Annotated in this window: 21 protein-coding genes; 12 read left to right on the top strand and 9 right to left on the bottom strand. The window is 72.8% G+C overall.

The window, feature by feature from the left end:
* Positions 1-5: 5 nt before the first annotated feature.
* Complete coding sequence (locus tag ACH4OA_RS08640) at positions 6-584, bottom strand: hypothetical protein (RefSeq protein WP_397936680.1); 579 nt, start codon at positions 582-584, stop codon at positions 6-8.
* 441 nt (positions 585-1,025) lie between these two features.
* Between ACH4OA_RS08640 and ACH4OA_RS08645 the strand changes: the two genes are divergently transcribed.
* Both ACH4OA_RS08645 and ACH4OA_RS08650 read left to right on the top strand, forming a co-directional pair.
* Positions 1,026-1,703 carry a GAP family protein gene (locus ACH4OA_RS08645; protein WP_397968268.1) on the top strand — a complete coding sequence of 226 codons (678 nt, stop codon included), beginning with the start codon at positions 1,026-1,028 and terminating at the stop codon, positions 1,701-1,703.
* 153 nt (positions 1,704-1,856) lie between these two features.
* The gene (locus ACH4OA_RS08650) at positions 1,857-2,189 is read left to right on the top strand and encodes an antibiotic biosynthesis monooxygenase family protein (protein WP_397936683.1); all 333 of its coding nucleotides are present in this window, start codon (positions 1,857-1,859) and stop codon (positions 2,187-2,189) included.
* Here the strand turns inward: ACH4OA_RS08650 and ACH4OA_RS08655 are convergent.
* The 3 genes from ACH4OA_RS08655 to ACH4OA_RS08665 all read right to left on the bottom strand — a co-directional run bounded on the left by ACH4OA_RS08655 (position 2,168) and on the right by ACH4OA_RS08665 (position 3,962).
* Complete coding sequence (locus ACH4OA_RS08655; protein WP_397936684.1) at positions 2,168-3,043, bottom strand: DUF2637 domain-containing protein; 876 nt, start codon at positions 3,041-3,043, stop codon at positions 2,168-2,170. The two genes, ACH4OA_RS08650 and ACH4OA_RS08655, sit on opposite strands and share 22 nt — an antisense overlap.
* Before the next feature lie 12 nt (positions 3,044-3,055).
* Positions 3,056-3,331, bottom strand: a complete 276-nt coding sequence (locus ACH4OA_RS08660; RefSeq protein ID WP_365941657.1) for a hypothetical protein — start codon at positions 3,329-3,331, stop codon at positions 3,056-3,058.
* A 139-nt stretch (positions 3,332-3,470) separates the two neighbouring features.
* The gene (locus tag ACH4OA_RS08665) at positions 3,471-3,962 is read right to left on the bottom strand and encodes a MarR family winged helix-turn-helix transcriptional regulator (protein ID WP_397968269.1); all 492 of its coding nucleotides are present in this window, start codon (positions 3,960-3,962) and stop codon (positions 3,471-3,473) included.
* A gap of 89 nt (positions 3,963-4,051) precedes the next feature.
* Between ACH4OA_RS08665 and ACH4OA_RS08670 the strand changes: the two genes are divergently transcribed.
* The 9 genes from ACH4OA_RS08670 (at position 4,052) to ACH4OA_RS08710 (ending at position 14,140) form a co-directional block, all read left to right on the top strand.
* On the top strand, positions 4,052-4,420 hold the full coding sequence (locus ACH4OA_RS08670; RefSeq protein ID WP_397936687.1) for an HGxxPAAW family protein: 369 nt from the start codon (positions 4,052-4,054) through the stop codon (positions 4,418-4,420).
* A gap of 127 nt (positions 4,421-4,547) precedes the next feature.
* Positions 4,548-4,682 carry a PT domain-containing protein gene (locus ACH4OA_RS08675; protein WP_397936785.1) on the top strand — a complete coding sequence of 45 codons (135 nt, stop codon included), beginning with the start codon at positions 4,548-4,550 and terminating at the stop codon, positions 4,680-4,682.
* A gap of 81 nt (positions 4,683-4,763) precedes the next feature.
* Positions 4,764-5,636 carry a DUF2797 domain-containing protein gene (locus tag ACH4OA_RS08680; protein WP_397968272.1) on the top strand — a complete coding sequence of 291 codons (873 nt, stop codon included), beginning with the start codon at positions 4,764-4,766 and terminating at the stop codon, positions 5,634-5,636.
* Between the two features lie 115 nt (positions 5,637-5,751).
* Positions 5,752-6,492 (top strand): response regulator transcription factor, encoded by a 741-nt coding sequence (locus ACH4OA_RS08685; protein ID WP_365883510.1) that lies wholly within the window; start codon positions 5,752-5,754, stop codon positions 6,490-6,492.
* The gene (locus tag ACH4OA_RS08690) at positions 6,489-8,171 is read left to right on the top strand and encodes an ATP-binding protein (RefSeq protein ID WP_397968273.1); all 1,683 of its coding nucleotides are present in this window, start codon (positions 6,489-6,491) and stop codon (positions 8,169-8,171) included. The genes ACH4OA_RS08685 and ACH4OA_RS08690 overlap by 4 nt, the downstream gene beginning before the upstream one ends.
* 13 nt (positions 8,172-8,184) lie before the next feature.
* Positions 8,185-9,618, top strand: coding sequence for a glycosyltransferase (locus ACH4OA_RS08695; RefSeq protein ID WP_397968276.1), 1,434 nt, complete (start codon positions 8,185-8,187; stop codon positions 9,616-9,618).
* Positions 9,615-11,840, top strand: coding sequence for an ArnT family glycosyltransferase (locus ACH4OA_RS08700; protein WP_397968278.1), 2,226 nt, complete (start codon positions 9,615-9,617; stop codon positions 11,838-11,840). The genes ACH4OA_RS08695 and ACH4OA_RS08700 overlap by 4 nt, the downstream gene beginning before the upstream one ends.
* Positions 11,841-11,903: 63 nt before the next feature.
* Entirely contained in the window at positions 11,904-13,289 is a 1,386-nt protein-coding gene (locus tag ACH4OA_RS08705) for an MFS transporter (protein ID WP_397968280.1), read from the top strand.
* A 95-nt stretch (positions 13,290-13,384) separates the two neighbouring features.
* Positions 13,385-14,140: a TetR/AcrR family transcriptional regulator gene (locus tag ACH4OA_RS08710; RefSeq protein WP_397968282.1), complete on the top strand. Its 756-nt coding sequence runs from the start codon at positions 13,385-13,387 to the stop codon at positions 14,138-14,140.
* 16 nt (positions 14,141-14,156) lie between these two features.
* On the opposite strand, the gene ACH4OA_RS08715 is transcribed toward ACH4OA_RS08710, so the two are convergent.
* From ACH4OA_RS08715 to ACH4OA_RS08730, 4 genes are all read right to left on the bottom strand, one after another.
* Positions 14,157-14,627 (bottom strand): PPOX class F420-dependent oxidoreductase, encoded by a 471-nt coding sequence (locus ACH4OA_RS08715; RefSeq protein WP_397968285.1) that lies wholly within the window; start codon positions 14,625-14,627, stop codon positions 14,157-14,159.
* Between the two features lie 49 nt (positions 14,628-14,676).
* On the bottom strand, positions 14,677-15,498 hold the full coding sequence (locus ACH4OA_RS08720) for a YceI family protein (RefSeq protein ID WP_365874149.1): 822 nt from the start codon (positions 15,496-15,498) through the stop codon (positions 14,677-14,679).
* 103 nt (positions 15,499-15,601) lie between these two features.
* Entirely contained in the window at positions 15,602-18,130 is a 2,529-nt protein-coding gene (locus ACH4OA_RS08725; RefSeq protein ID WP_397968288.1) for an MFS transporter, read from the bottom strand.
* A gap of 13 nt (positions 18,131-18,143) precedes the next feature.
* On the bottom strand, positions 18,144-18,638 hold the full coding sequence (locus ACH4OA_RS08730; RefSeq protein ID WP_397936697.1) for a MarR family winged helix-turn-helix transcriptional regulator: 495 nt from the start codon (positions 18,636-18,638) through the stop codon (positions 18,144-18,146).
* A 205-nt stretch (positions 18,639-18,843) separates the two neighbouring features.
* Between ACH4OA_RS08730 and ACH4OA_RS08735 the strand changes: the two genes are divergently transcribed.
* Positions 18,844-19,038, top strand: a complete 195-nt coding sequence (locus ACH4OA_RS08735) for a hypothetical protein (RefSeq protein ID WP_365874144.1) — start codon at positions 18,844-18,846, stop codon at positions 19,036-19,038.
* A 401-nt stretch (positions 19,039-19,439) separates the two neighbouring features.
* Here the strand turns inward: ACH4OA_RS08735 and ACH4OA_RS08740 are convergent, their stop codons facing one another.
* Positions 19,440-20,381 carry an RNA polymerase sigma factor SigF gene (locus tag ACH4OA_RS08740; RefSeq protein ID WP_397936698.1) on the bottom strand — a complete coding sequence of 314 codons (942 nt, stop codon included), beginning with the start codon at positions 20,379-20,381 and terminating at the stop codon, positions 19,440-19,442.
* Positions 20,382-20,480: the final 99 nt, after the last annotated feature.

The following is a 20,480-nucleotide window of genomic DNA, read 5'->3' on the forward strand; positions in this document are numbered from 1 at the left end:
AGGCCCTAGGCCGAGGCTTCCTCCAGCAGCCGCTGGAAGGCCGGTGTGGCCACCAGCCGCGCGTTGGCCGGGTCGTCCAGCGCCGCCCGGAACTCCGGGGTGTCCAGCACCTCCTGGAACGCCTCGTTCACGCGCTGGTCCTTCCAGATCTGCTGGACGGTCAGATCGGGATAGGAGCTGACGAAGACCCCTGCCGGCTCCTGGTGGGCGACGAACCAGTCCTTCACCCCGGGATCGGTGACGCCGGGGAAGCCCTCGCTGTGCGCGAAGATCCTGTCGAAGTTCGTCCCGACCACCGTCTTGCCGAAGTCGTCGATGTAGGTGTCCCAGGAGCCGTCGAAGACGCTGGCGAACATGAACCGGGTGTCATGGTCGAAGAGGACGTGCCGTGCGTCGTGCAGGGTGCCGATCTGCTTCAGTGCCGAACGGTCCTCCCCGCCGGCGATCTCGGCGAGGTCCTTGCGCAGGGCCTCCGCGTGGCCCTCTTTGATCTTGGTGAAGACGGTGAACTCGCTGCAGACTCCGTCCGATCTGCCGGGGCGCTCGGGGTGGGCCGACTGGGCCGCTCCTGCCGTTGCAGTCATCCTGGGACTCCCTGCCATCGGTGCGCGGGTCGCCAGACGCCCGGGTAGGAGGCGCCGTCGCCCTCACCTCTCCATCCTCGCGGTGGCCGCGCCGCCACGCACCTCGGCCGACGGGCGGTCCGGTCTCCGGGACCCGGCCGCCGGCTCGCGGTGGCGTCCGCGGGACGGCGGAGGCACGGGTACGGCGGAACCCGTGCCTCCGGAACCTCGCGTCCGGTGCGGCTGCCGAGGACAGATCGGATCGGAAGCAGGAAGATGGGACAGGCCCGTGCGTGCCGGGCACGGGGTCGTCACCGACCCGGTCGGTCGCTTCCGCGCCGCCGTGCCCCCGCGACGCATTCGGCGCGGGAGGACCCGCCGTCCGGGCGGCCGGGGCGCCCGCCTTCACCGGCCGTTGCCCGCGCGCGGGGCATCGCCACCCCCACCTCGCAGGAGGCAACCATGGGCGCAGTTCTCGGTGACGTGCTGGGTTTTGCGGCCGGTGTCGCGGTCAGCCCGCTTCCGATCATCGCCGTCATCCTCATCCTGGCCACGCCCCGGGGACGCCTGAACGGCATTCTCTTCACCGTCGGCTGGATCCTGGGGTTGGCGGCGCTGGGCACGGTGATGCTCCTGATCGCCTCGCCCGCGGGCGCCTCCGCCCACAAGCATCCGGCCACCTGGGTGGGCGCCCTCAAGCTGGCTCTCGGCCTGGTCCTGCTGGTCTTCGGCGCCCGGCAGTGGCGGCGGCGCCCGGAGGACCCCTCGCAGGCGAAACTGCCGAAGTGGATGGGGGCGATCGACCGCCTCGCGCCGGTCAAGGTCTTCGGGCTCGGCGCGGGCCTGGCCGCGCTCAACGCCAAGAACGCCCCGCTGACCATCGCCGCGGGCGCCGCGATCGGCTCGGCCGGACTGCCCGCCGGTCAGCAGGCCGCCTCGCTGGCGGTCTTCGTCGTGATCGCCACGCTCGGCCTGCTGGTCCCGCTCGGCGTCTACCTCCTCGGCGGCGAACGGGCCCGGACCACGCTCGTGAACTGGAAGGACTGGGCGGCTCAGCACAACGTCGCGGTGATGGCCGTCCTGTTCTTCGTCCTCGGGCTGAAGCTGATCGGCGACGGCGTCTCCGTCCTCACCTCCTGACCGGGCGGGGTACGGCCCCGCCCTCGCCTCCTCGACGAACGGCCGGAGGGTCGGACAGCCGGGCCCGGGTGTCCCACTCGGTGGTCATCGCGGCGGTGTGTCCCCAGGCCCTAGCCTGGCCGCACCTGCTTCTCACCGACGGAGGACTCTCGTATGACCACGCCGTTCGTTCGTCCGGAACCGCCGTACTACGCCGTGATCATCACGACCCGGCCCACCGAGGACCTCGAAGGCTATGCGGAGATGAACGCGCGCATGGGCGAGCTGGGCGCGGCACAGCCGGGTTATCTCGGCCGGGAGTCGCTGACGGACGAGGACGGCCGGGACCTCGTCGTCCTCTATTACCGGGACGAGGCGTCGATAACGGCGTGGAAGGCCCACCCTGAACACCTGGAGGCGCAGCGGCTCGGGCGGGAGCAGTGGTACGCCTCGTACCGCGTGGAGGTCGCGCGGGTGGAGCGCGCCTACTCCTTCAGCCGGGACTGAGCGGCCGGGGCCGCAGTGGTCTTGCCGGGACGCGCGGCACCCCCTGCCAGGCCGTCACGCGAGGGCGGCGGGGCGGGGTCGGCGGGGGTGTCGGCGCGCTGGAAACGGTGCCTCGGGAGGGTGCGCCGGGGCGGCCGGGTGAGGGTGATCTGCCGTACCACCTGCTGGAAGCAGGCCAGGGACGCGAAGCTGGGCAGGGCCGCGGCCGAGATGTCGATGATCTGCTTCGGCGCCTGGGCGACGCACAGCGTCATGGCGAAGCCGGTGAACAGCACCAGGACGCACCAGGAGTGGAAGGCCCGGCGCTGGTGCAGTGCCGCGCGGAGGATCGACAGCGACGCCACCAGCCACGGGCCGAAGACGAGGAGGGGCCACACGGAGCCGGCGTCGCTCTGCATCCGGGATTCCGCCACGAACCGCAGCGGGTCGTAGGAGACGAAGCCGCCGAACGTGCTGACGGCGGACGCGATGACCGTGACCAGGGCGGCGGCGACATAGCTGGCGATGCGGATCGCGTCCCGGTCCCGCCGCTCCCGGACCCTGCGGTGGTTGTGCCGCCGGCCCCGCACCGGCGGGAGTTCCGCCGTGATCTCCACCAGGGCTTCGTGCGGGGTCTTCTGCTCCTCGCCGGTGGGGAACTCCCCGTTGCGCGCCGTCGGGACGCCGGGCTGCTGTTCCTCCATGGCGTCCTGGAGCATGAAGGCCAGCTCTTCGGCGGGGTCCCAGCCGGAGTCCGGCGGCACCAGGGGGGACTGGAAGGCGTCGACGGTCGCCCGGTGCCTGCCGCCACCACCGCGGTATCCGTAAGGATAGTCGGGGAATTCCGGATAATGTCCCGTTGGTTCATCGTACATGATGTGGCTTCGTCATTCCGCCGACGTGCCACGGGAATCGACACCGACCCAGCGTCTCGCCAGGTCCTTTTCCAGGCGGCTCATGGCCTCCATGAAATCCCGGAGGATTTCCTCGGACACCTCGAGGCTGACGGGAAGGCCTCCCTTCACCAGCCGCCCCTTGGCCTCGGTGGCGCGGGCCGGTGCGGGCATGTAGGTGTAGGAGCCCAGGCGCGTAGCTCGCCCGGCGGGACTGTGTGACCGCTCCGGGAGGGATTCGAACGCCTGCTCCCTGGTTGCCTTCCTCATATCCGAAGTAACGTGCCTGTTGGGGCTTGGGTGCGCGGCGAACGGGTGAAGGTTGGCCGGAATGGTCGTCCTTTTCTATTATCGACCGGTCTCGTGCGTCCTTATTAGTTATGAAAAGCAGGTCGTGGGGCGCGGACGCTCAGCACTCCTCGGCGGGGTCGTTCCGGTTGAGTTTCTCCAGGTATTCGTGGGCCAGGTCCGTGGTGCGGGTCAGCCAGTCGGTGATGATCGCCAGCTCCTGTGGGGGGTAGGCGGAGAAGAGGGCCGTCAGGCGCTTGTGGTGGCCCGCGTACACCGCCTCGACCCGGGTGACGGCCTCCGGTACGGCGGCCACGCGCACCCGGCGGCGGTCGGCTGGGTCCGGACGGCGGGTGACGTAGCCGGCGCGTTCCAGGCGGTTGAGGATGCCGGTCACCGCGCCCGTGGTGACGTGGGCGCGGGCCGCGAGGTCGCCCGCCGCCAGCAGGTCGTCGCCGGCCTCCAGGACGAAGGCGAAGCAGGTCAGGTCGGTGACGGTCAGGCCCAGCCGCCGTGCCAGCTCCTGCTGTCCGATGAGGTGGGCGGCGATCAGGTGGTCCATCGCCGCCAGTGCCTGGGCGGGGGTGGCGGACCGGCGCGGCGTGCCGTGCATCTTTCGCGTTCCCTTAGTCCGTGAGATATTCGGGCTGTTAATTGCTTAGTCCGTGAGAGAACTGTGCTGCGTTCCCTGGAGGCGGCTCCATGAGTCTGTACGACGAGGGTCACACGATCGCCGGCTGGACCGGCTTCGCCATCGCGACCGTGGGGAGCGGTGTGGCGGGGTGGGGAGTGTGCGCGGCCTCGTTGCCGCTGGTCGTCGGCGGACTGGCCGTCGTGGCGGCGAGCGTGCTGGTGACCTGGCTGCTGCATCTGGCCGGCTGGGGCAAGCCGCCGGGGATACGGCCGCGGGAGCAGTGGGGGCTGCGGGCCCGGGACACGCGGGCCCGCCACGGCCATGCCGGGTGCGTGAGCTGCCGGCTGGCGGGCCGGGGACGGCGGGCCGAAGCGGCGGTGCCGGTGGCGGTGACCGGGGCGACGCCTGCGGAGGCGCCGCTGGCTCCTGTGGAGTGAGCGAGCCTGGGGAGTGCGCCTGGGGAGTAAGCGGGACTGTCGAGTGAGGGACCGGTCGAGTGTGCGGACCGGCTGAGCGCGCGGCCCGGTCGAGTGTGCGGACCGGCTGAGCGCGCGGCCCGGTCGAATGTGCGGACCGGTTGAGCGAGTCAGCCTGTCGGGCCAGCCGACCGTCGGACCAGCGGCCCAGTTGACCGTCAGACCAGCGGACGAGCCGACTGTCGTACCAACGGACCGTCGGACCAGTCGACCGGCCGAGTGAGCGCACTCCCGTCCCCCTCCGCGCCGGACGCGCTCCCGCCGCTGAGCCCGTTGTCAGTCCCGCCCCCTACCCTCGTCGGTGATGGCACAGGTGTGGAAGTGCGCGGGGCTCCGCTGGTCGCCGGACGGGCCGGTGCTGGTCTGGGACGGCGAGCGGCGCAGCGCGCTCATGTGGGGGAAGCGGGTCGCCTTCGCCGTGCCGGAGGGGAGCGTGCGCCGGTGTGTGGGGGCGCGGGGGAACCCCTGTCCGGTGCGGGCCGCCGTGCCGGGGCGGAGCACGGGGGCCCGGTGCGAGGAGTGCGCGCGGCTGGACCGGGCGCACTCGGTGGCCGCCGACACGCTCGCGGACGACCCGCGGCCGTACCGGGTGTATCTGGCGTGGTTCGGGCCCGGGCTGCCGAAGGTCGGCATCACCGCCGCCGAGCGCGGCCCGGCCCGGCTGCTGGAGCAGGGCGCCGTCTGTTTCAGCTGGCTCGGCACCGGTCCGCTGATGGCCGCGCGCCGCACCGAGGAGCTGCTGCGGGCCGCGCTGCGGGTGCCGGACCGGGTGCCGTACGCCGAGAAGCGGGCGGTGCGCTCGGCGCTGCCGGAGACGGAGGCGGCGCGCGCCGCCGAGGTGCGGGAGCTGCACGCGCGGGCCGTCGCGCTGCCCGGGTGGCCGCAGTCGCTGCGGCCGGAACCCTGCCATGTGGTCGATCACGTCCGCGCGTTCGGGATCGACGCGGCTCCGGGTGCGGCCGGCGCGATCGTGGAGCTGGTGCCGGGCGGGGCCGTGCGCGGTGAACTGGTCGCGGCTGCCGGGCCCGATCTCCACCTGGCGGCCGGCGACCGCGGGGTCGTCGTCCTGGACACCCGGCTGATGACCGGCTGGGAGCTGCTGCCGGCCGGGACCGCGGCGGCCGGACACTCCTTTCCGGTACGGGAGTTCGGCCGGGCGCCGGACGCGCTGTTCTGACCCGGGGCGCCGGAGGCGGGACACCGGAGGTCCCCGGGAGGTTCCCAAGGGTTTCTCAGAGAAATCACAGATTCTGGAAAGCGTCTTCTCACCGGACGCCGCCAAGGTGTCCCCCATGACCACGACCTCGCCCCAGGGGCGCACCGAACTGCTGAGGCCGGACGGGAGCCCCGTCCGGGTGCTCGTGGTGGACGACGAGCTGTCGATCACCGAACTGCTCAGCATGGCCCTTCGTTACGAGGGCTGGCAGATCAGGAGTGCGGGGGACGGGCAGGGCGCCGTGCAGGCGGCCCGCGAGTTCCGGCCCGACGCCGTCGTGCTCGACATGATGCTGCCGGACATGGACGGCCTGGCCGTGCTCGGCCGGCTGCGGCGCGAACTGCCGGAGGTGCCCGTGCTCTTCCTCACCGCCAAGGACGCGGTGGAGGACCGTATCGCCGGGCTCACCGCCGGCGGCGACGACTACGTCACCAAGCCGTTCAGCCTGGAGGAGGTCGTCGCCCGGCTGCGGGGCCTGATCCGCCGGGCGGGCGCCGCGGACCGGCGGTCCGAATCGGTGCTCGTCGTGGGCGACCTGACGCTGGACGAGGACAGCCACGAGGTCACGCGGGGCGGGGATTCCATCCACCTCACCGCCACCGAGTTCGAGCTGCTGCGCTTCCTGATGCGCAACCCCCGGCGGGTGCTGAGCAAGGCCCAGATCCTGGACCGCGTGTGGTCGTACGACTTCGGCGGCCAGGCCAATGTCGTCGAGCTGTACATCTCCTACCTGCGGCGGAAGATCGACGCGGGCCGCGAGCCGATGATCCACACCCGGCGGGGGGCCGGTTACCTGATCAAGCCCGCCGTGTCATGAGCGGCCGGCGTCCGCGGCGGCGCCGGACCGGGCAGCCGCGCACCCTGCGGACACGGCTCGTCTTCGCGTCGGTCACGCTGGTCGCGGTGGTGTGCGCGGTGATCGGGACGGTGACGACCCTGGCGCTGCGCTCCCATCTGTACGACCAGCTGGACCAGCAGCTCGGAGAGGCCACGGCGCGGGCGTCGGGCGCCTTCCCGCCGCCGGGCCCGGACGCGGGCCTGCCCGGCGAGGACGGCCGGCGGCTCCCGCGGCGCAAGCCGATCGACCTCGGCGCCTTCGTCAAGTACGGTCCCCAGCCCAGTGGTTCCCTCGTGGCCGTCGTCACCGGCACCACCGTCACCGGCGGCAAGGTCGGCAAGCAGTCCGCGGCCACGTTCGCCATGAGCGCCGTGGACCTCACCGCCGCCCAGAAGAGCGCTCTCGGCGCGGTCGTCCGGGACGACCGGGCGCACACCGCGCGGCTGCCGGGGCTGGGCACGTACCGCGTCCGCTTCCGCGGCGGCTACTACGTCGGCGTTCCCACCCGGGAGACCGACGACAACATCGACACGCTCATCCTGGTCGAGGTCAGTGTCACCGCCGCCGGTCTCGTCGCCGCCGGTATCGCCGGGCATGTGCTCGTCGGCGTCGCCACCCGCCCGCTGCGCCGGGTCGCCGCCACCGCCACCCGGGTCTCCGAACTCCCCCTGCACAGCGGCGAGGTGCACCTCAGCGAACGGGTCCCGGAGGCGGAGTGCGACCCGCACACCGAGGTCGGCCGGGTCGGCGCCGCGCTCAACCGGATGCTCGACCACGTGCACGGCGCCCTGCACGCCCGGCAGCGCAGCGAGACGCGGGTACGGCAGTTCGTGGCCGACGCCAGCCATGAACTGCGGACCCCGCTCGCCTCCATCCGCGGCTACGCCGAGCTGACCCGGCGCGGACACGAGCGGGTCGGACCCGACACCCGGCACGCGCTGAGCCGTATCGAGTCCGAGGCCGGGCGGATGACCCTGCTCGTCGAGGACCTGCTGCTGCTCGCCCGGCTCGACGCCGGGCGCCCGCTCCGGTTCGAGCCCACCGATCTGGTCCCGCTGGTGGTCGACACGGTCAGCGACGCGCGGGCGGCGGGCATGGACCACGACTGGCGGCTCGACCTGCCCGACGCGCCGGCCCTGGTCTCGGCGGACGCGGCACGGCTCCAGCAGGTGCTGGTCAATCTGCTGGGTAACGCCCGCAAGCACACGCCCCCCGGTACGACCGTCACCGCGCGGGTGCGGCGGCGCGGGCCGTGGGTGTGCGTCGACGTGCAGGACGACGGGCCGGGCATCCCGGCGGAGCTGCTGCCGCACGTCTTCGAGCGGTTCGCCCGCGGCGACTCCGCGCGCTCCCGGGCCACCGGGTCGACGGGCCTGGGGCTCGCCATCGTGCAGGCGGTGGCCGGGGCGCACGGCGGTGCCGTGACCGTGGACAGCGTCCCGGGGCGCACGGTGTTCACGGTGCGCCTGCCGGCACTCACGCCGGCCACCCCGGAGCCGGCACTCATCGCGGCCGCCCCGGAGCCGGCACCGGGCGGCGGCCCGCCAACCGACCGCACGCACCCCGCCCCCCGCACGCACCCGGCGCCGAACACGCGCCCAGCACCGCATTCACAGGCCTGGCACAGCGTCAGCACACGGGTGGAACAGGGCGCCTGAGGAGAGTCGGGTCATGCCAACCGACTCTTCTCCCGGCACCCTGCCGGCGCGGGAGCACCTCCCGGCCGCGGCCGCCGGAACGCCTGTCCTGGACGTAGTGATCCCCGTCTACAACGAGGAGAAGGACCTCCAGCCGTGCGTCCGGGGACTGCACGAGCACCTCGCGCGCACCTTCCCGTACGCGTTCCGCATCACCGTGGCGGACAACGCCTCCACGGACACCACCCCGCTGGTGGCGGCACGCCTGGCGGCCGAGCTGCCCGAGGTCACCGCCGTCCGGCTGGAGCAGAAGGGACGGGGGCGGGCGCTGCGGACCGTGTGGTCGGCGTCGGACGCCCCGGTCCTCGCCTACATGGACGTCGATCTGTCCACCGACCTCAACGCCCTGCTGCCGCTGGTCGCCCCGCTGATCTCCGGCCACTCGGACCTGGCGATCGGCTCCCGGCTCGCCCGTGCCTCCCGGGTCGTACGCGGCCCCAAGCGGGAGTTCATCAGCCGGGCCTACAACCTGATCCTGCGCGGTTCGCTCCAGGCCCGCTTCTCCGACGCGCAGTGCGGCTTCAAGGCGATCCGGCGGGACGTGGCCCGGGTGCTGCTGCCGCTGGTGGAGGACACCGGCTGGTTCTTCGACACCGAGATGCTGGTGGTGGCCGAGCGGGCGGGCCTGAGGATCCACGAGGTGCCGGTGGACTGGGTCGACGACCCGCACTCCACCGTGCACCTCGTGCGGACGGCCACCGACGACCTCAAGGGCGTGTGGCGGATCGGCAAGGCCCTGGCCACCGGCTCGCTGCCGCTGGACCGGCTGGCCCGGCCCTTCGGCGACGACCCGCGCGACCGGGAGCTGACCGGCGTGCCCGGCGGCCTGGCCCGCCAACTGGCCGGCTTCTGCGTGGTCGGCGCCCTGTCCACCCTCTGCTACCTGCTGCTGTACAGCGGCTTCCGGCAGTTCGCCGGCTCGCAGACCGCCAACGCGCTCGCGCTGCTGGTCTCCGCCGTGGCCAACACGGCCGCCAACCGCCGGCTCACCTTCGGGGTGCGCGGCCGGGGCGGCGCGGCCCGGCACCAGGCGCAGGGCCTGGTCGTCTTCGGCATCGGCCTCGCCCTGACCAGCGGCTCGCTCGCCGCCCTGCACACGGCCTCCGCCGGCCCGGCGCACTCCACCGAGCTGGCGGTGCTCATCGCCGCCAACCTCGCGGCGACCGTGCTGCGGTTCCTGCTCTTCCGCGCCTGGGTGTTCCCGGACCGCCCCCGGACCCCGCTGCCCCGCGCCCATTCCCCGCGCCCGGACGACCGGGCCCGCGAGCGGACGTACGGGGAAGGGGCCGGCCGGACGTACGGCCGGACGTGCGAGCGGACCGCGTACGAGCCGGGGACCGGCACCGACACCACCCTGCGGCCGCGTTCGGCGCGCCCGCACGACACCGACCCGGGGGATGCCCGATGACCGCCCACTACGACCCGCCGGCCGCCCGGCACAACGGCACGACCGCCGGGGAGGAGCCACCGGCCGCACCGCCCGGGACGCCCGGAACGGACCAGTCGGACCAGCCGGGGCAGGCGTTCCCGCACCGGCTGTGGCGCGGCCGGCCCGAGGACCCCCGCTGGGCCCGCCCGGCTCTCCTCGCCCTGCTGACCGCCACCCTCCTGCTCTACCTGTACGGCCTCGGCGCCTCCGGCTACGCCAACTCCTTCTACTCGGCGGCCGTCCAGGCGGGCAGCACCTCCTGGAAGGCGTTCTTCTTCGGCTCGCTCGACGCGGGCAACGCCATCACGGTCGACAAGCCGCCGGCCGCGCTGTGGCCGATGGCGCTGTCGGTGCGGCTCTTCGGCCTGAACTCCTGGGCGATCCTCGCGCCCGAGGTGCTGATGGGCGTGGCGACCGTCGCCGTCGTCCACGCGGCCGTGCGCCGCCGGTTCGGCCCCGGGGCCGGCCTGATCGCGGGCGCGGTCCTCGCGCTCACCCCGGTCGCCGCGCTGATGTTCCGGTTCGACAACCCCGACGCCCTGCTGGCCCTGCTGATGACGGTGGCCTGCTACCTCGTCGTCCGGGCCGTGGCCGACGGCCGGACCAAGTGGCTGGTGTGGGCCGGCGTCGCGATCGGCTTCGCGTTCCTCGCCAAGACGCTCCAGGCGTTCCTGATCCTGCCGGCCCTGGCGGCCGTGTACGCGGTCTGCGCGCCGGTGCCGCTGCGCAAGCGGCTCGGGCAACTGGCAGCGGCGACGCTCGCGCTGGTCGTCTCGGGCGGCTGGTGGGTGGCCGTGGTCGAGCTGTGGCCGGCCTCCTCCCGCCCGTACATCGGCGGCTCGCAGAACAACAGCTTCCTGGAGCTGACCTTCGGCTACAACGGGCTCGGCCGGCTCAACGGCGAGGAGAGCGGCAGCGTCGGCGGCGGTGGCAGGGCGGGCGGCACCGGCATGTGGGGCGAGACCGGCTGGGACCGGATGTTCGGCTCCGACATCGGCGGCCAGATCTCCTGGCTGCTGCCCGCCGCGCTGATCCTGCTGGCGGCCGGCCTGGTGGCCACGCGCAGGGCCCGCCGGACGTCCGTCACCCGGGCCTCGTTCCTGGTGTGGGGCGGGTCGCTGCTGATGACGATGGCGGTCTTCAGCTTCATGGCGGGCATCTTCCACCAGTACTACACCGTGGCCCTCGCGCCCTACCTCGCGGCCGTGACCGGCATGGGCTCCGCGCTGCTGTGGCAGCGGCGCCGGGACTGGCGGGCGGCGGTCACGCTCGCCGCGGCCGTGGTCGCGGCGGCGGCCTGGGGTTACGTCCTGCTCAACCGCACCCCCGACTACCTGCCGTGGCTGAAGTGGCTGGTCCTGACCGGCGGGCTGGCCGCGGCGCTCGGACTGGTCTTCGCCGGCCGGATCTCCCCACGCCTGGCCCACGCGGCGGCGGCGGCGGGCCTCGTGGCCGCGCTGGCCGGACCGGCGGCGTACACCCTGAGCACGCTCCGGCAGGGCCACACCGGGTCGATCGTCACGGCGGGACCGGCGGGCGCGAGCAGGATGGGCGGCCGGGGCGGCCCCGGCGGTCCCGGCGGGGACGGCGGCATGGGCCCGCGCGGCGGCTTCGGCGGCGGCCTGCCCGGGCAGGGGCAGCCGAACCCGCAGGGCGGACAGGGAGGACAGGGGGGTCAGGGGGGTCAGAGCGGTCAGAGCCCGCAGGGCAACGGCTTCCCGGGCGGCGGTGGTCTGCCGGGCCAGGGCGGGAGCGACGGGACCGGCCAGCGGAACGGCGGCGGCTTCGGCTTCCCCGGCGGCCGGGCGGGCGAGGGCGGCGGAGGCGGTGTCGGCGGCCTGCTGAACGGCGCGGACGTGTCGGCCGAGGCCCGGCGGCTGCTGGCCCGCAACGCCTCGCACTACACCTGGGCGGCGGCCTCCGTCGGCTCGCAGAACGCGGCCAGCTACCAACTCGCCACCGGAAAGGCGGTGATGGCGATCGGCGGCTTCAACGGCACCGACCCGTCCCCGACCCTGACCGGGTTCAAGAAGTACGTCGCGGACGGCCGGATCCACTACTTCATCGCCGGCGGCGGTATGGGCGGCGGTGGCATGGGCGGGGGCGGCACCGCCTCCGCGATCAGCTCCTGGGTCCAGGACACCTTCAAGAAGGTCACGGTGGGATCGGCGACCTTCTACGACCTCACGCAGAAGAAGTAGCGCGGGCCTCCCGTCCGGAAAACATGCTGTACACCGTATAGCGACCCCTATACGGTGTACGGCATGCCCGTATCGCATGGTCATCCCCGCCGCTGGCTGATCCTCGGCGTCATCTGCCTCGCGCAGCTCACCGTGCTGCTCGACAACACCGTCCTGAACGTGGCCATCCCCTCGCTCACCCGGGAGCTGCGCGCGACGACCTCCGACATCCAGTGGATGATCAACGCCTACTCCCTGGTCCAGTCGGGCCTGCTGCTCACCGCGGGCAGCGCCGCCGACCGCTACGGCCGCAAGAAGATGCTGCTCACCGGGCTCGCCCTGTTCGGCGCCGGCTCCCTGGTGGCCGGACTCGCCGACAGCACCGGACGGCTCGTCGCCGCGCGGGCCGGCATGGGCATCGGCGGTGCCCTGCTGCTGACCACCACACTGGCCGTGGCGATGCAGATCTTCGCCCCCGATGAGCAGCCCAAGGCGATCGGCGTGTGGAGCGCGGTCAACGCGCTGGGCTTCGCCGGCGGCCCGCTGATCGGCGGCTTCGTCCTCGACCACTTCTGGTGGGGCGCGATCTTCCTGATCAACCTCCCGGTGGTGGCGCTGGCCCTGGCCGCGGTGGCCGCCCTGGTGCCCGAGTCCCGCAACCCGCGCGGCGACCGCCCCGACCTGCCCGGCGCGCTGCTGTCCACCATCGGCATGGCCGCGCTCGTCTACGCGATCATCTCCGGCCCCGGCCACGGCTGGACCTCGGCGCGGGTGCTCGCCACGGCGGCCGTCGCGGTGCTGGTGCTGGCCGCCTTCGCCTGGTGGGAGAGCCGGGCCGGGGAGCCGATGCTCGACCTGTACTTCTTCCGGGACCGGCGGTTCACGGGCGCGGTCGCCGGGGCGGTGCTCATCACGTTCGGCATGGGCGGCGCGCTGTTCCTGCTCACCCAGCACCTGCAGTCCGTGCTCGGCTACGGCCCGCTGGAGGCGGGTCTGCGGACCGCCCCGCTGGCACTGACGGTGGTGCTGCTCAACTTCACGGGCGTCTCGGCGAAGTGGGCGACGCGGCTGGGCACCCCGGTGTCGATCGCGCTCGGGATGGCGCTGATGGCGGCGGGCCTGGTGGCCATCGCCGAGACCGGCGGCCACGGCTATGCCGGCACGCTGCTGGGGCTGCTGCTGATCGGCGCGGGGTGCGCGGTGGCGAATCCGGCGATGGCGCACGCCATCATGAGCGCGATCCCGCCGGAGAAGGCGGGCGTGGGCGCCGGCATCAACGGAACGTTGGCCGAGTTCGGGAACGGTCTTGGTGTCGCCGTCCTCGGTGCTGTGCTCAGCTCTACGGTGGCGTCGGGGAAGTCCCTGGCCGACGGGCTGGGCACTGGTCAGCTGGTGGGCGCGGCGGCCGTGCTGCTGGGCGGTCTCCTGGCGGCGGGACTGCTGCGGCGGGCGGAGCGGGTGCCGGCCTGACCACCCTGGGCACCCGTTCCCGCCGGGACGCCCTAAGTTGGGTCCGTGGCCGGGAACAGGCGGGGACAGTGGCCGGAATCGAGAAAGGTGCGCCGGTGACGAAGGCAGCGGGCCGGTCGGCGCGGGACAGCGTGTGGCTGTCGGGCAAGAGCGGGCGCGGCGGGCGCGGCGGGCAGCCCTCCGGGCTCGACCGGGAGCGGATCACCGAGGCGTCGGTGCGGCTGCTGGACGCCGAGGGCCTGGCGAGGTTCTCCATGCGCCGGCTGGCCGGCGAGCTGAACGTGACGGCGATGTCCCTGTACTGGTACGTCGACACCAAGGACGATCTGCTGGAACTCGCCCTGGACGCGGCCTTCGGCGAGCTGCGGCTGCCCGACGAGGAGGACACCGCCGACTGGCGGGAGCAGTTGCGGGCGCTGGCCGCGGAGTACCGGGCGCTGCTGGTGCGGCACCCCTGGCTGTCACCGCTGGCCGGGCGCTACCTCAACATCGGGCCGCACGCGCTGGTCTTCTCCCGCACGGTGCAGCGGGTCGTCGGCCGGGCCGGGCTGCCGGAGAAGCGGGTGATGAGCGCCATCTCGGCCGTCTTTCAGTTCGTGTACGGCTACGGCACGATCGAGGCCCACTTCCTGTCCCGGATCACGGACTCGGGGCTGACCCCGGACGAGTACCACGCGCAGGCGATGCGGTCGGTCCGGCAGGACCCGGGGGCCGCGGCGTACCTCCAGGAATCCGAGCGGATCATGGACGCCCGCGGCGGTGACACGGTCGCGGAGATGATGGACCGCGACTTCACCTTCGCCCTGGACCTGCTGGTCGCCGGCATCGAGGCGATGGTCGCCCGGGGCTGACCGCGCCCCGGGCCGGCTACTCCTCCGCCACCAGCCGGGCCGGGAAGCCGCCGGTCGCCACCGGCCCCCACCGCTCCGGCCGCACCCGGATGAGGGACTTGCCCTGCTGGAGCATGGCCGCGCGGTACTCGTCCCAGTCCGGGTGCTCGCCGGCGATGTTCCGGTAGTACTCGACCAGCGGTTCCACGGAGTCGGGGGCGTCGATGACCTCGGCCGTGCCCTCGATCTGCACCCACGGGCCGTTCCAGTCGTCGCTGAGGACGACCAGGGCGACCCGCGGATCGCGCCGGGCGTTGCGGGTCTTGGCCCGCTCCGGGTAGGTGGAGACGACGATCCGGCCGGAGTCGTCCACCCCGCAGGTCAGCGGGGACGCCTGCGGGGAGCCGTCGGCCCTGCGGGTGATCAGCAGGGCCCGGTGGCGGGGCCGTACGAAGTCCAGCAGCTCGGCCGGCGACACTCGGGTGGTGGTAGCGATGTTCGGTGCCATACCAGCACCCTAGGGGCAACCGGCCCGCTCGTGGCTGACCCTGCTGTGCCTACGCCTGGGGCAGCGAGTCGCCCTGCACCGCCTGGATGTCCAGCTCCACCTTCAGCGTGGTGCCGATGGCGGCGATGCCCGCCTGGAGGACCTGGTTGTAGTTCATCGCGAAGTCCTCGCGGCGCAGTTCGGCGGTGGCCCGGAACGCGGCGCGGGTGCCGCCCCACGGGTCGGCGCCGGTGCCGAGGTAGGCGAGGTCCAGGTCGACCGGCCGTACGACACCGTGCAGGGACAGCTCGCCGCGCACGGTCCAGCGGTCGGGGCCGGCCTGGGTCAGGTCCGTGGAGCGGTAGGTGATCTCCGGGTGGCGTTCGACGTCCAGGAAGTCCGCCGAGCGCAGGTGCGTGTCGCGCATGCCGTTGCCGGTGTCGATGGATGCCGCCCGGATCACCGCCTCCACCCGTGACTTGGCGATGTCGTCGGGCGCGATCTCGATCGTGCCGCCGAACTCCGTGAACCGGCCGTGCACGCTGGAGATGCCCAGGTGCTGGGCGACCGCGGCGACGGAGGAGTGCACCGGGTCGATGGTCCAGGGGCCGGGCGGCGGCAGCTCGGTGCCGCCCTGCCGGGCCAGTGTGACCGTGCCGACCTCGGCCCGGCCGCTGGCGGTGACGATGGCGCTGGACGCGGCCGGCGCGTACCCGATGGCGGTCACGATCACGGTGTACGCCCCCGGGGCCAGCTCGGTGGTGTCCCGTACGGCCCCCTCGGCGTCCGTCTCGGCGCGCAGCACCTGCGAACCGGTCATGTCCGTCACCGTGACGACCGCGTGCGACACGGCCCACCCGTCCCGCGTACGGATCTTCGCGGTCAGTCCCATCCCGTTTTCTCCCTGAAAAGGCTTAAAAAGTGGTCGTATGAGACCGGCCCGTGGCGGGCGCGCCCTCCGCTCAGGGCACGCGCCGCCACGGGCCGGGGTGTGGCTACTCGCCGGGGTGGGCGAGTTCGATGTCGTGGCCGTCCACTCCGGGGCCGGTCACGGTCAGCGCGGTGGCCACCGGCGGGTAGCCGGTCGCGATGACGGTGTACTCGCCGCCGTCCAGGTCGGTGAAGGCGTACGCCCCGTCCGAACCGGTGGTGGCGCTGCCGACCACGTTGCCGGCCTGGTCGACCAGGGTCACCCGGGCGTCGGCCAGCGGACCGTGCGGGGCCCGGACGACACCCTGGAGCCGGGCGCCGGCGTCCAGGTCGACCTCGATGCGGGTGACGCCGGTGGCGCCGACCTCGACCGGCAGGGCGCGCGGCCGGTAGCCGCCGGCGTTGACCGCGACGGTCACCGTGCCCGGCACCAGCTCGGTGAGGGCGAAGTCGCCCTGCTCGCCGGTGGCGGCGGTGGCCAGCAGGTCACCGCGCACATCGGTGACGATCACCATGGCGTCCTTGACCGGCAGCGCGCTCCCGGCGGCCCGGACCACGCCGGTCAGCCCGCTGGTGCCGCTGAGCAGGATGTCGTACGACAGCGGTTCCTCGCCCACCACGACGGTGGAGGCCTGCGGCTGGTAGCCGTCGGCGGAGGCGATCAGGACGTACGACCCGGTGCCCGGCGCGGCGAGCGCGTAGGAACCGTCGGCCTGGGCGACCGAGCGGCCGAGCTGGCGGCCGGAGAGCGAGATCAGCGTGACCGCGGCCTGCGGGACCGGGGCGCTCTCGGCGCCACGGACGAAGCCGTGCACCGGGGTGCCGCCGTCACCGGCGCCGGCGCCGGGTTCGGCGACCGTGGCGACGGCCGTCATCGGCCGGGTCTCCACGGCGGTGCCGTCGGCCGGGCTGGTCACGGCGACCGCGGCCGGGACCGGAGCCTGGGCTGCGGCGGCCTGGGCGGCGGCCGGGGCCTCGGCCTGGGCCGGGGCGGTGGTCTCGGCGGACTGCGCGAGCGCGCCCTGCGTCCTCAGGGGGACCTCCTTGATGAAGAGCGTGATCAGGAAGGCGACGGCGGCGAGGCAGCCGGCGATCAGGAAGACGTCGGCGATGCCGTGGCCGTAGGCGCTCTCCATCAGCGTCCGGATGGGCGCCGGGAGGGCGTTCATGTCCGGGATGCTGTCGGTCGAGCCCGAGCTGCCGGACAGGGCGGCCTGGTACTTGGGGCTGAGCGCGGAGACGCCGTCCTCGACGTAGTGGGTGATCCGGCGGGACATCACGGCACCGAGCGCCGAGACGCCGACCGCACCGCCGAGCGAGCGGAAGAAGGTGACCGTGGAGCTGGCCGAGCCGAGGTCGGACGGCGCCACCTGGTTCTGCGTGGCGAGCACCAGGTTCTGCATCATCATGCCGATGCCGAGACCCAGCAGCGCCATGAAGATGGCCATCTTCCAGTAGTCCGTGTCGTACCGGATGCCGCCGAGCAGCAGCAGGCCGGCCGTGACCAGCACGCCACCGCTGACCAGCCACGCCTTCCAGCGGCCGGTGCGGGTGATGAACTGACCCGAGACGGTCGAGGAGACGAACAGACCGCCGATCATCGGGATGGTCATGACGCCCGACATCGTCGGGGACTTGTCGCGGGCCAGCTGGAAGTACTGGCTGAAGAACACGGTGCCGGAGAACATCGCGATACCGACGAACAGCGAGGCGAGCGACGCCAGCGTGATCGTGCGGTTGCGGAACAGGCGCAGCGGGATGATCGGCTCGCTCGCCTTGGACTCCACGAGCACGAACAGCGCGCCGAGGACGATCGAGCCGCCGACCATCGCGCAGGTCTGCCAGGACAGCCAGTCGTACTTGTCACCGGCGAAGGTGACCCAGACCAGCAGCAGGGAGACGGCGGCGGCGATCAGCGTCGCGCCGCCCCAGTCGACCTTGACCTCGCGCTTGACCACGGGCAGGTGCAGGGTCTTCTGCAGCACGATCAGCGCGATGATCGCGAAGGGCACGCCGACGTAGAAGCACCAGCGCCAGCCCAGCCAGGAGGTGTCGGTGATGACACCGCCGAGCAGCGGGCCGCCGACGGTGGCGACGGCGAAGGTGGCACCGAGGTAGCCGGAGTAACGGCCGCGCTCACGCGGGGAGATCATCGCCGCCATGACGATCTGCGCCAGGGCGGACAGACCGCCGACGCCGATGCCCTGGAACACCCGGAAGGTGATGAGCATGCCGGGGTTCTGCGACAGACCGGCCGCCATCGAGGCGACCACGTAGATGATCAGGGCTATCTGGACGAGAGCCTTCTTGCTGTACAGGTCGGCCAGCTTGCCCCACAGGGGAGTGGCCGCGGTCATCGACAGCAGGGCGGCGGTGACCACCCAGGTGTAGGCGGACTGGCCGCCGCCGAGGTCCCCGATGATGTGGGGCAGGGCGTTGGAGACGATCGTGGAGGACAGGATCGCCACGAACATGCCGAGCAGCAGCCCGGAGAGGGCCTCCATGATCTGCCGGTGCGTCATGGGCGCGTCGCCGTGGGAGCCTCCCCCGTGCTTGGCGTGAGCCCGCACACCGGCTGGTGTGGTCGTTGCCATGGGCTTCCTTTTCTTACGTGCTTGCGGGTGTACGGGTGGTCTCTTCGACTACGGGGGCCGGGATGCGGACCGGGGCGGACCGGCAGTCACCGAAGGACGTACGCAGCCGCGTCATCAGCCGGATCAGCTGGCCGACCTCCTCGTCGGACCAGTCCGCCAGCCGCTCGGCCAGCAGGTGCGTGCTCCGGCGGGACAGCTCGTCGAGCTGCTCCAGCCCCTCCGGTGTCAGCCGCAGGATGCGCGAACGCTTGTCCGCGGGGTCCGGCAGCCGCTCGATCCAGCCGTACGCGGCGACGTGCGCGACATGGCGGCTGGTGACCGACATGTCGACGGCGAGCAGTTCCGCCAGCTTGCTCATGCGCATGTCGCCGTGACGGCCGAGCAGGGTCAGCACGGCAGCCGAGCCGGCCGGGCAGTCGGGCGGAAGGATCCGCTCCATGTCCCGTTTCACGGCTCCGACGGCACTGAGCTGACGCGCCAGCTCTTCAAACTGCGCCCGCTCGGCCATCACACCTCCCGTATTCGTTGCTTGGGGCAACCATACGACTGTTTGGTTGCTGAAGGCAAACAAGCTCGGAGGCGGTCACGCAAAAAGTTGGCAAAGGCAAGTGTTGCGAACGTAAATATGCAGGTGAGTGCGGGTGACGTGCCCCCGTCTGTCCCGGTGGCCCCGCACTTGGGCCGGTCGGCTGGATTCGCTAGGGTCTCGGGGCATGGCTAACACCCAGGGCCCCCAGGGCAATTACGACCCCGCCGGCAGCACCCAGATGTTCCGCGCGTTCGTCGACGAGGCTCCCCAGGGGCGGCAGCAGCAGGCGGCTCCGTCCGGTCCCCGGGTCGGGCTGATCATCGGTGTCATCGTGGCGCTCGCCGTGGTGGCCGGCGTCGCCTGGCTCGCGCTGAAGTAGACGACCGGCCGGCACCGGCGACGAGGCGTCGGTGCGCAGCACCGGCGGCGCATCACCGGTGCCGCAACATCGGTGGCAAGGCGCCGGCGTCGAGGCGTCGGCGCGGCACGGACTCGTGGTGGCGGGCCAACCGCCGGATCGCGGGCGTGCGTTGACGTCAGCCGGACCGGTGCGCGCTGATGTGGCGCGCGGCTCTTCCGCCGCCGTACCGACCCGCAGGCCCCTGCCGACCGGGTGCCGTCACCGTCCGGGTGCCGTCACCGTCCGGCCCGACCCACGCATTGTCACCACGCCGCCCAGGACGGCGACGGCCGCCGGAGCGCCCGAAGGCGCCCCGGCGGCCCTGCGTGGGATCACGCCGTACGGCTACGAAGCCGCGCGCGGGAAAGGGTCCCGGTGCCTCAGTCGGAGATCAGGCCGTCGCGGAGCTGGGCCAGGGTCCGGGTCAGCAGCCGGGAGACGTGCATCTGGGAGATGCCGACCTCGTCGCCGATCTGCGACTGGGTCATGTTCGCGAAGAAGCGCAGCATGATGATCCGGCGCTCGCGCGGCGGGAGTTTGGCCAGCAGGGGTTTGAGGGACTCGCGGTACTCCACGCCCTCCAGCGCCGCGTCCTCGTAGCCGAGCCGGTCGGCGAGCGAGCCCTCGCCGCCGTCGTCCTCCGGGGCCGGCGAGTCCAGCGAGGAGGCGGTGTAGGCGTTGCCGACCGCGAGGCCGTCGACCACGTCCTCCTCGGAGACGCCGAGCACGGCGGCCAGCTCCGTCACCGTGGGCGAGCGGTCCAGCTTCTGGGACAGCTCGTCGCTGGCCTTGGTGAGGGCCAGCCGCAGCTCCTGGAGCCGGCGCGGGACCCGCACGGACCACGAGGTGTCGCGGAAGAACCGCTTGATCTCGCCGACCACCGTGGGCATCGCGAAGGTCGGGAACTCCACCCCACGCTCGCAGTCGAACCGGTCGATCGCCTTGATCAGGCCGATGGTGCCGACCTGGACGATGTCCTCCATCGGCTCGTTGCGGGAGCGGAAGCGCGCCGCCGCGTACCGGACCAGCGGGAGGTTCAGCTCGATCAGGGTGTCCCGGACGTAGGCCCGCTCGGGGCTGTTCTCCTCCAGCGCGGCCAGGCGCAGGAACAGGGACCGGGACAGCGTGCGGGTGTCGAGGTTCGCCGCGGCCTCCGGGGCCGGGAGCGCCTCGGCGGACGGGCCGACGGCCGGGGACGGCACGGCGTCGAGGGCGGTGACGCCGTCGAAGCCGTCGAGGACGTCGAGAGCGTCGAGCTGCTTGGGCGCTGCCTCGCTCTTCGTGGGCGTCAGCACCTTCGAGCTGCCCTGGTCTGCGGACATGCCACCCCCTTTGGGTCGCGGGACGGTCGCGGCGGCGCCGTCGTGGAGCAACGCAGCCTTCACCTGAATACCGGTGCCGAAGCCCCGGCAAACGCGCTT

It is taken from the genome of Streptomyces sp. NPDC017095, assembly GCF_044332325.1.
Lineage (GTDB): Bacteria > Actinomycetota > Actinomycetes > Streptomycetales > Streptomycetaceae > Streptomyces.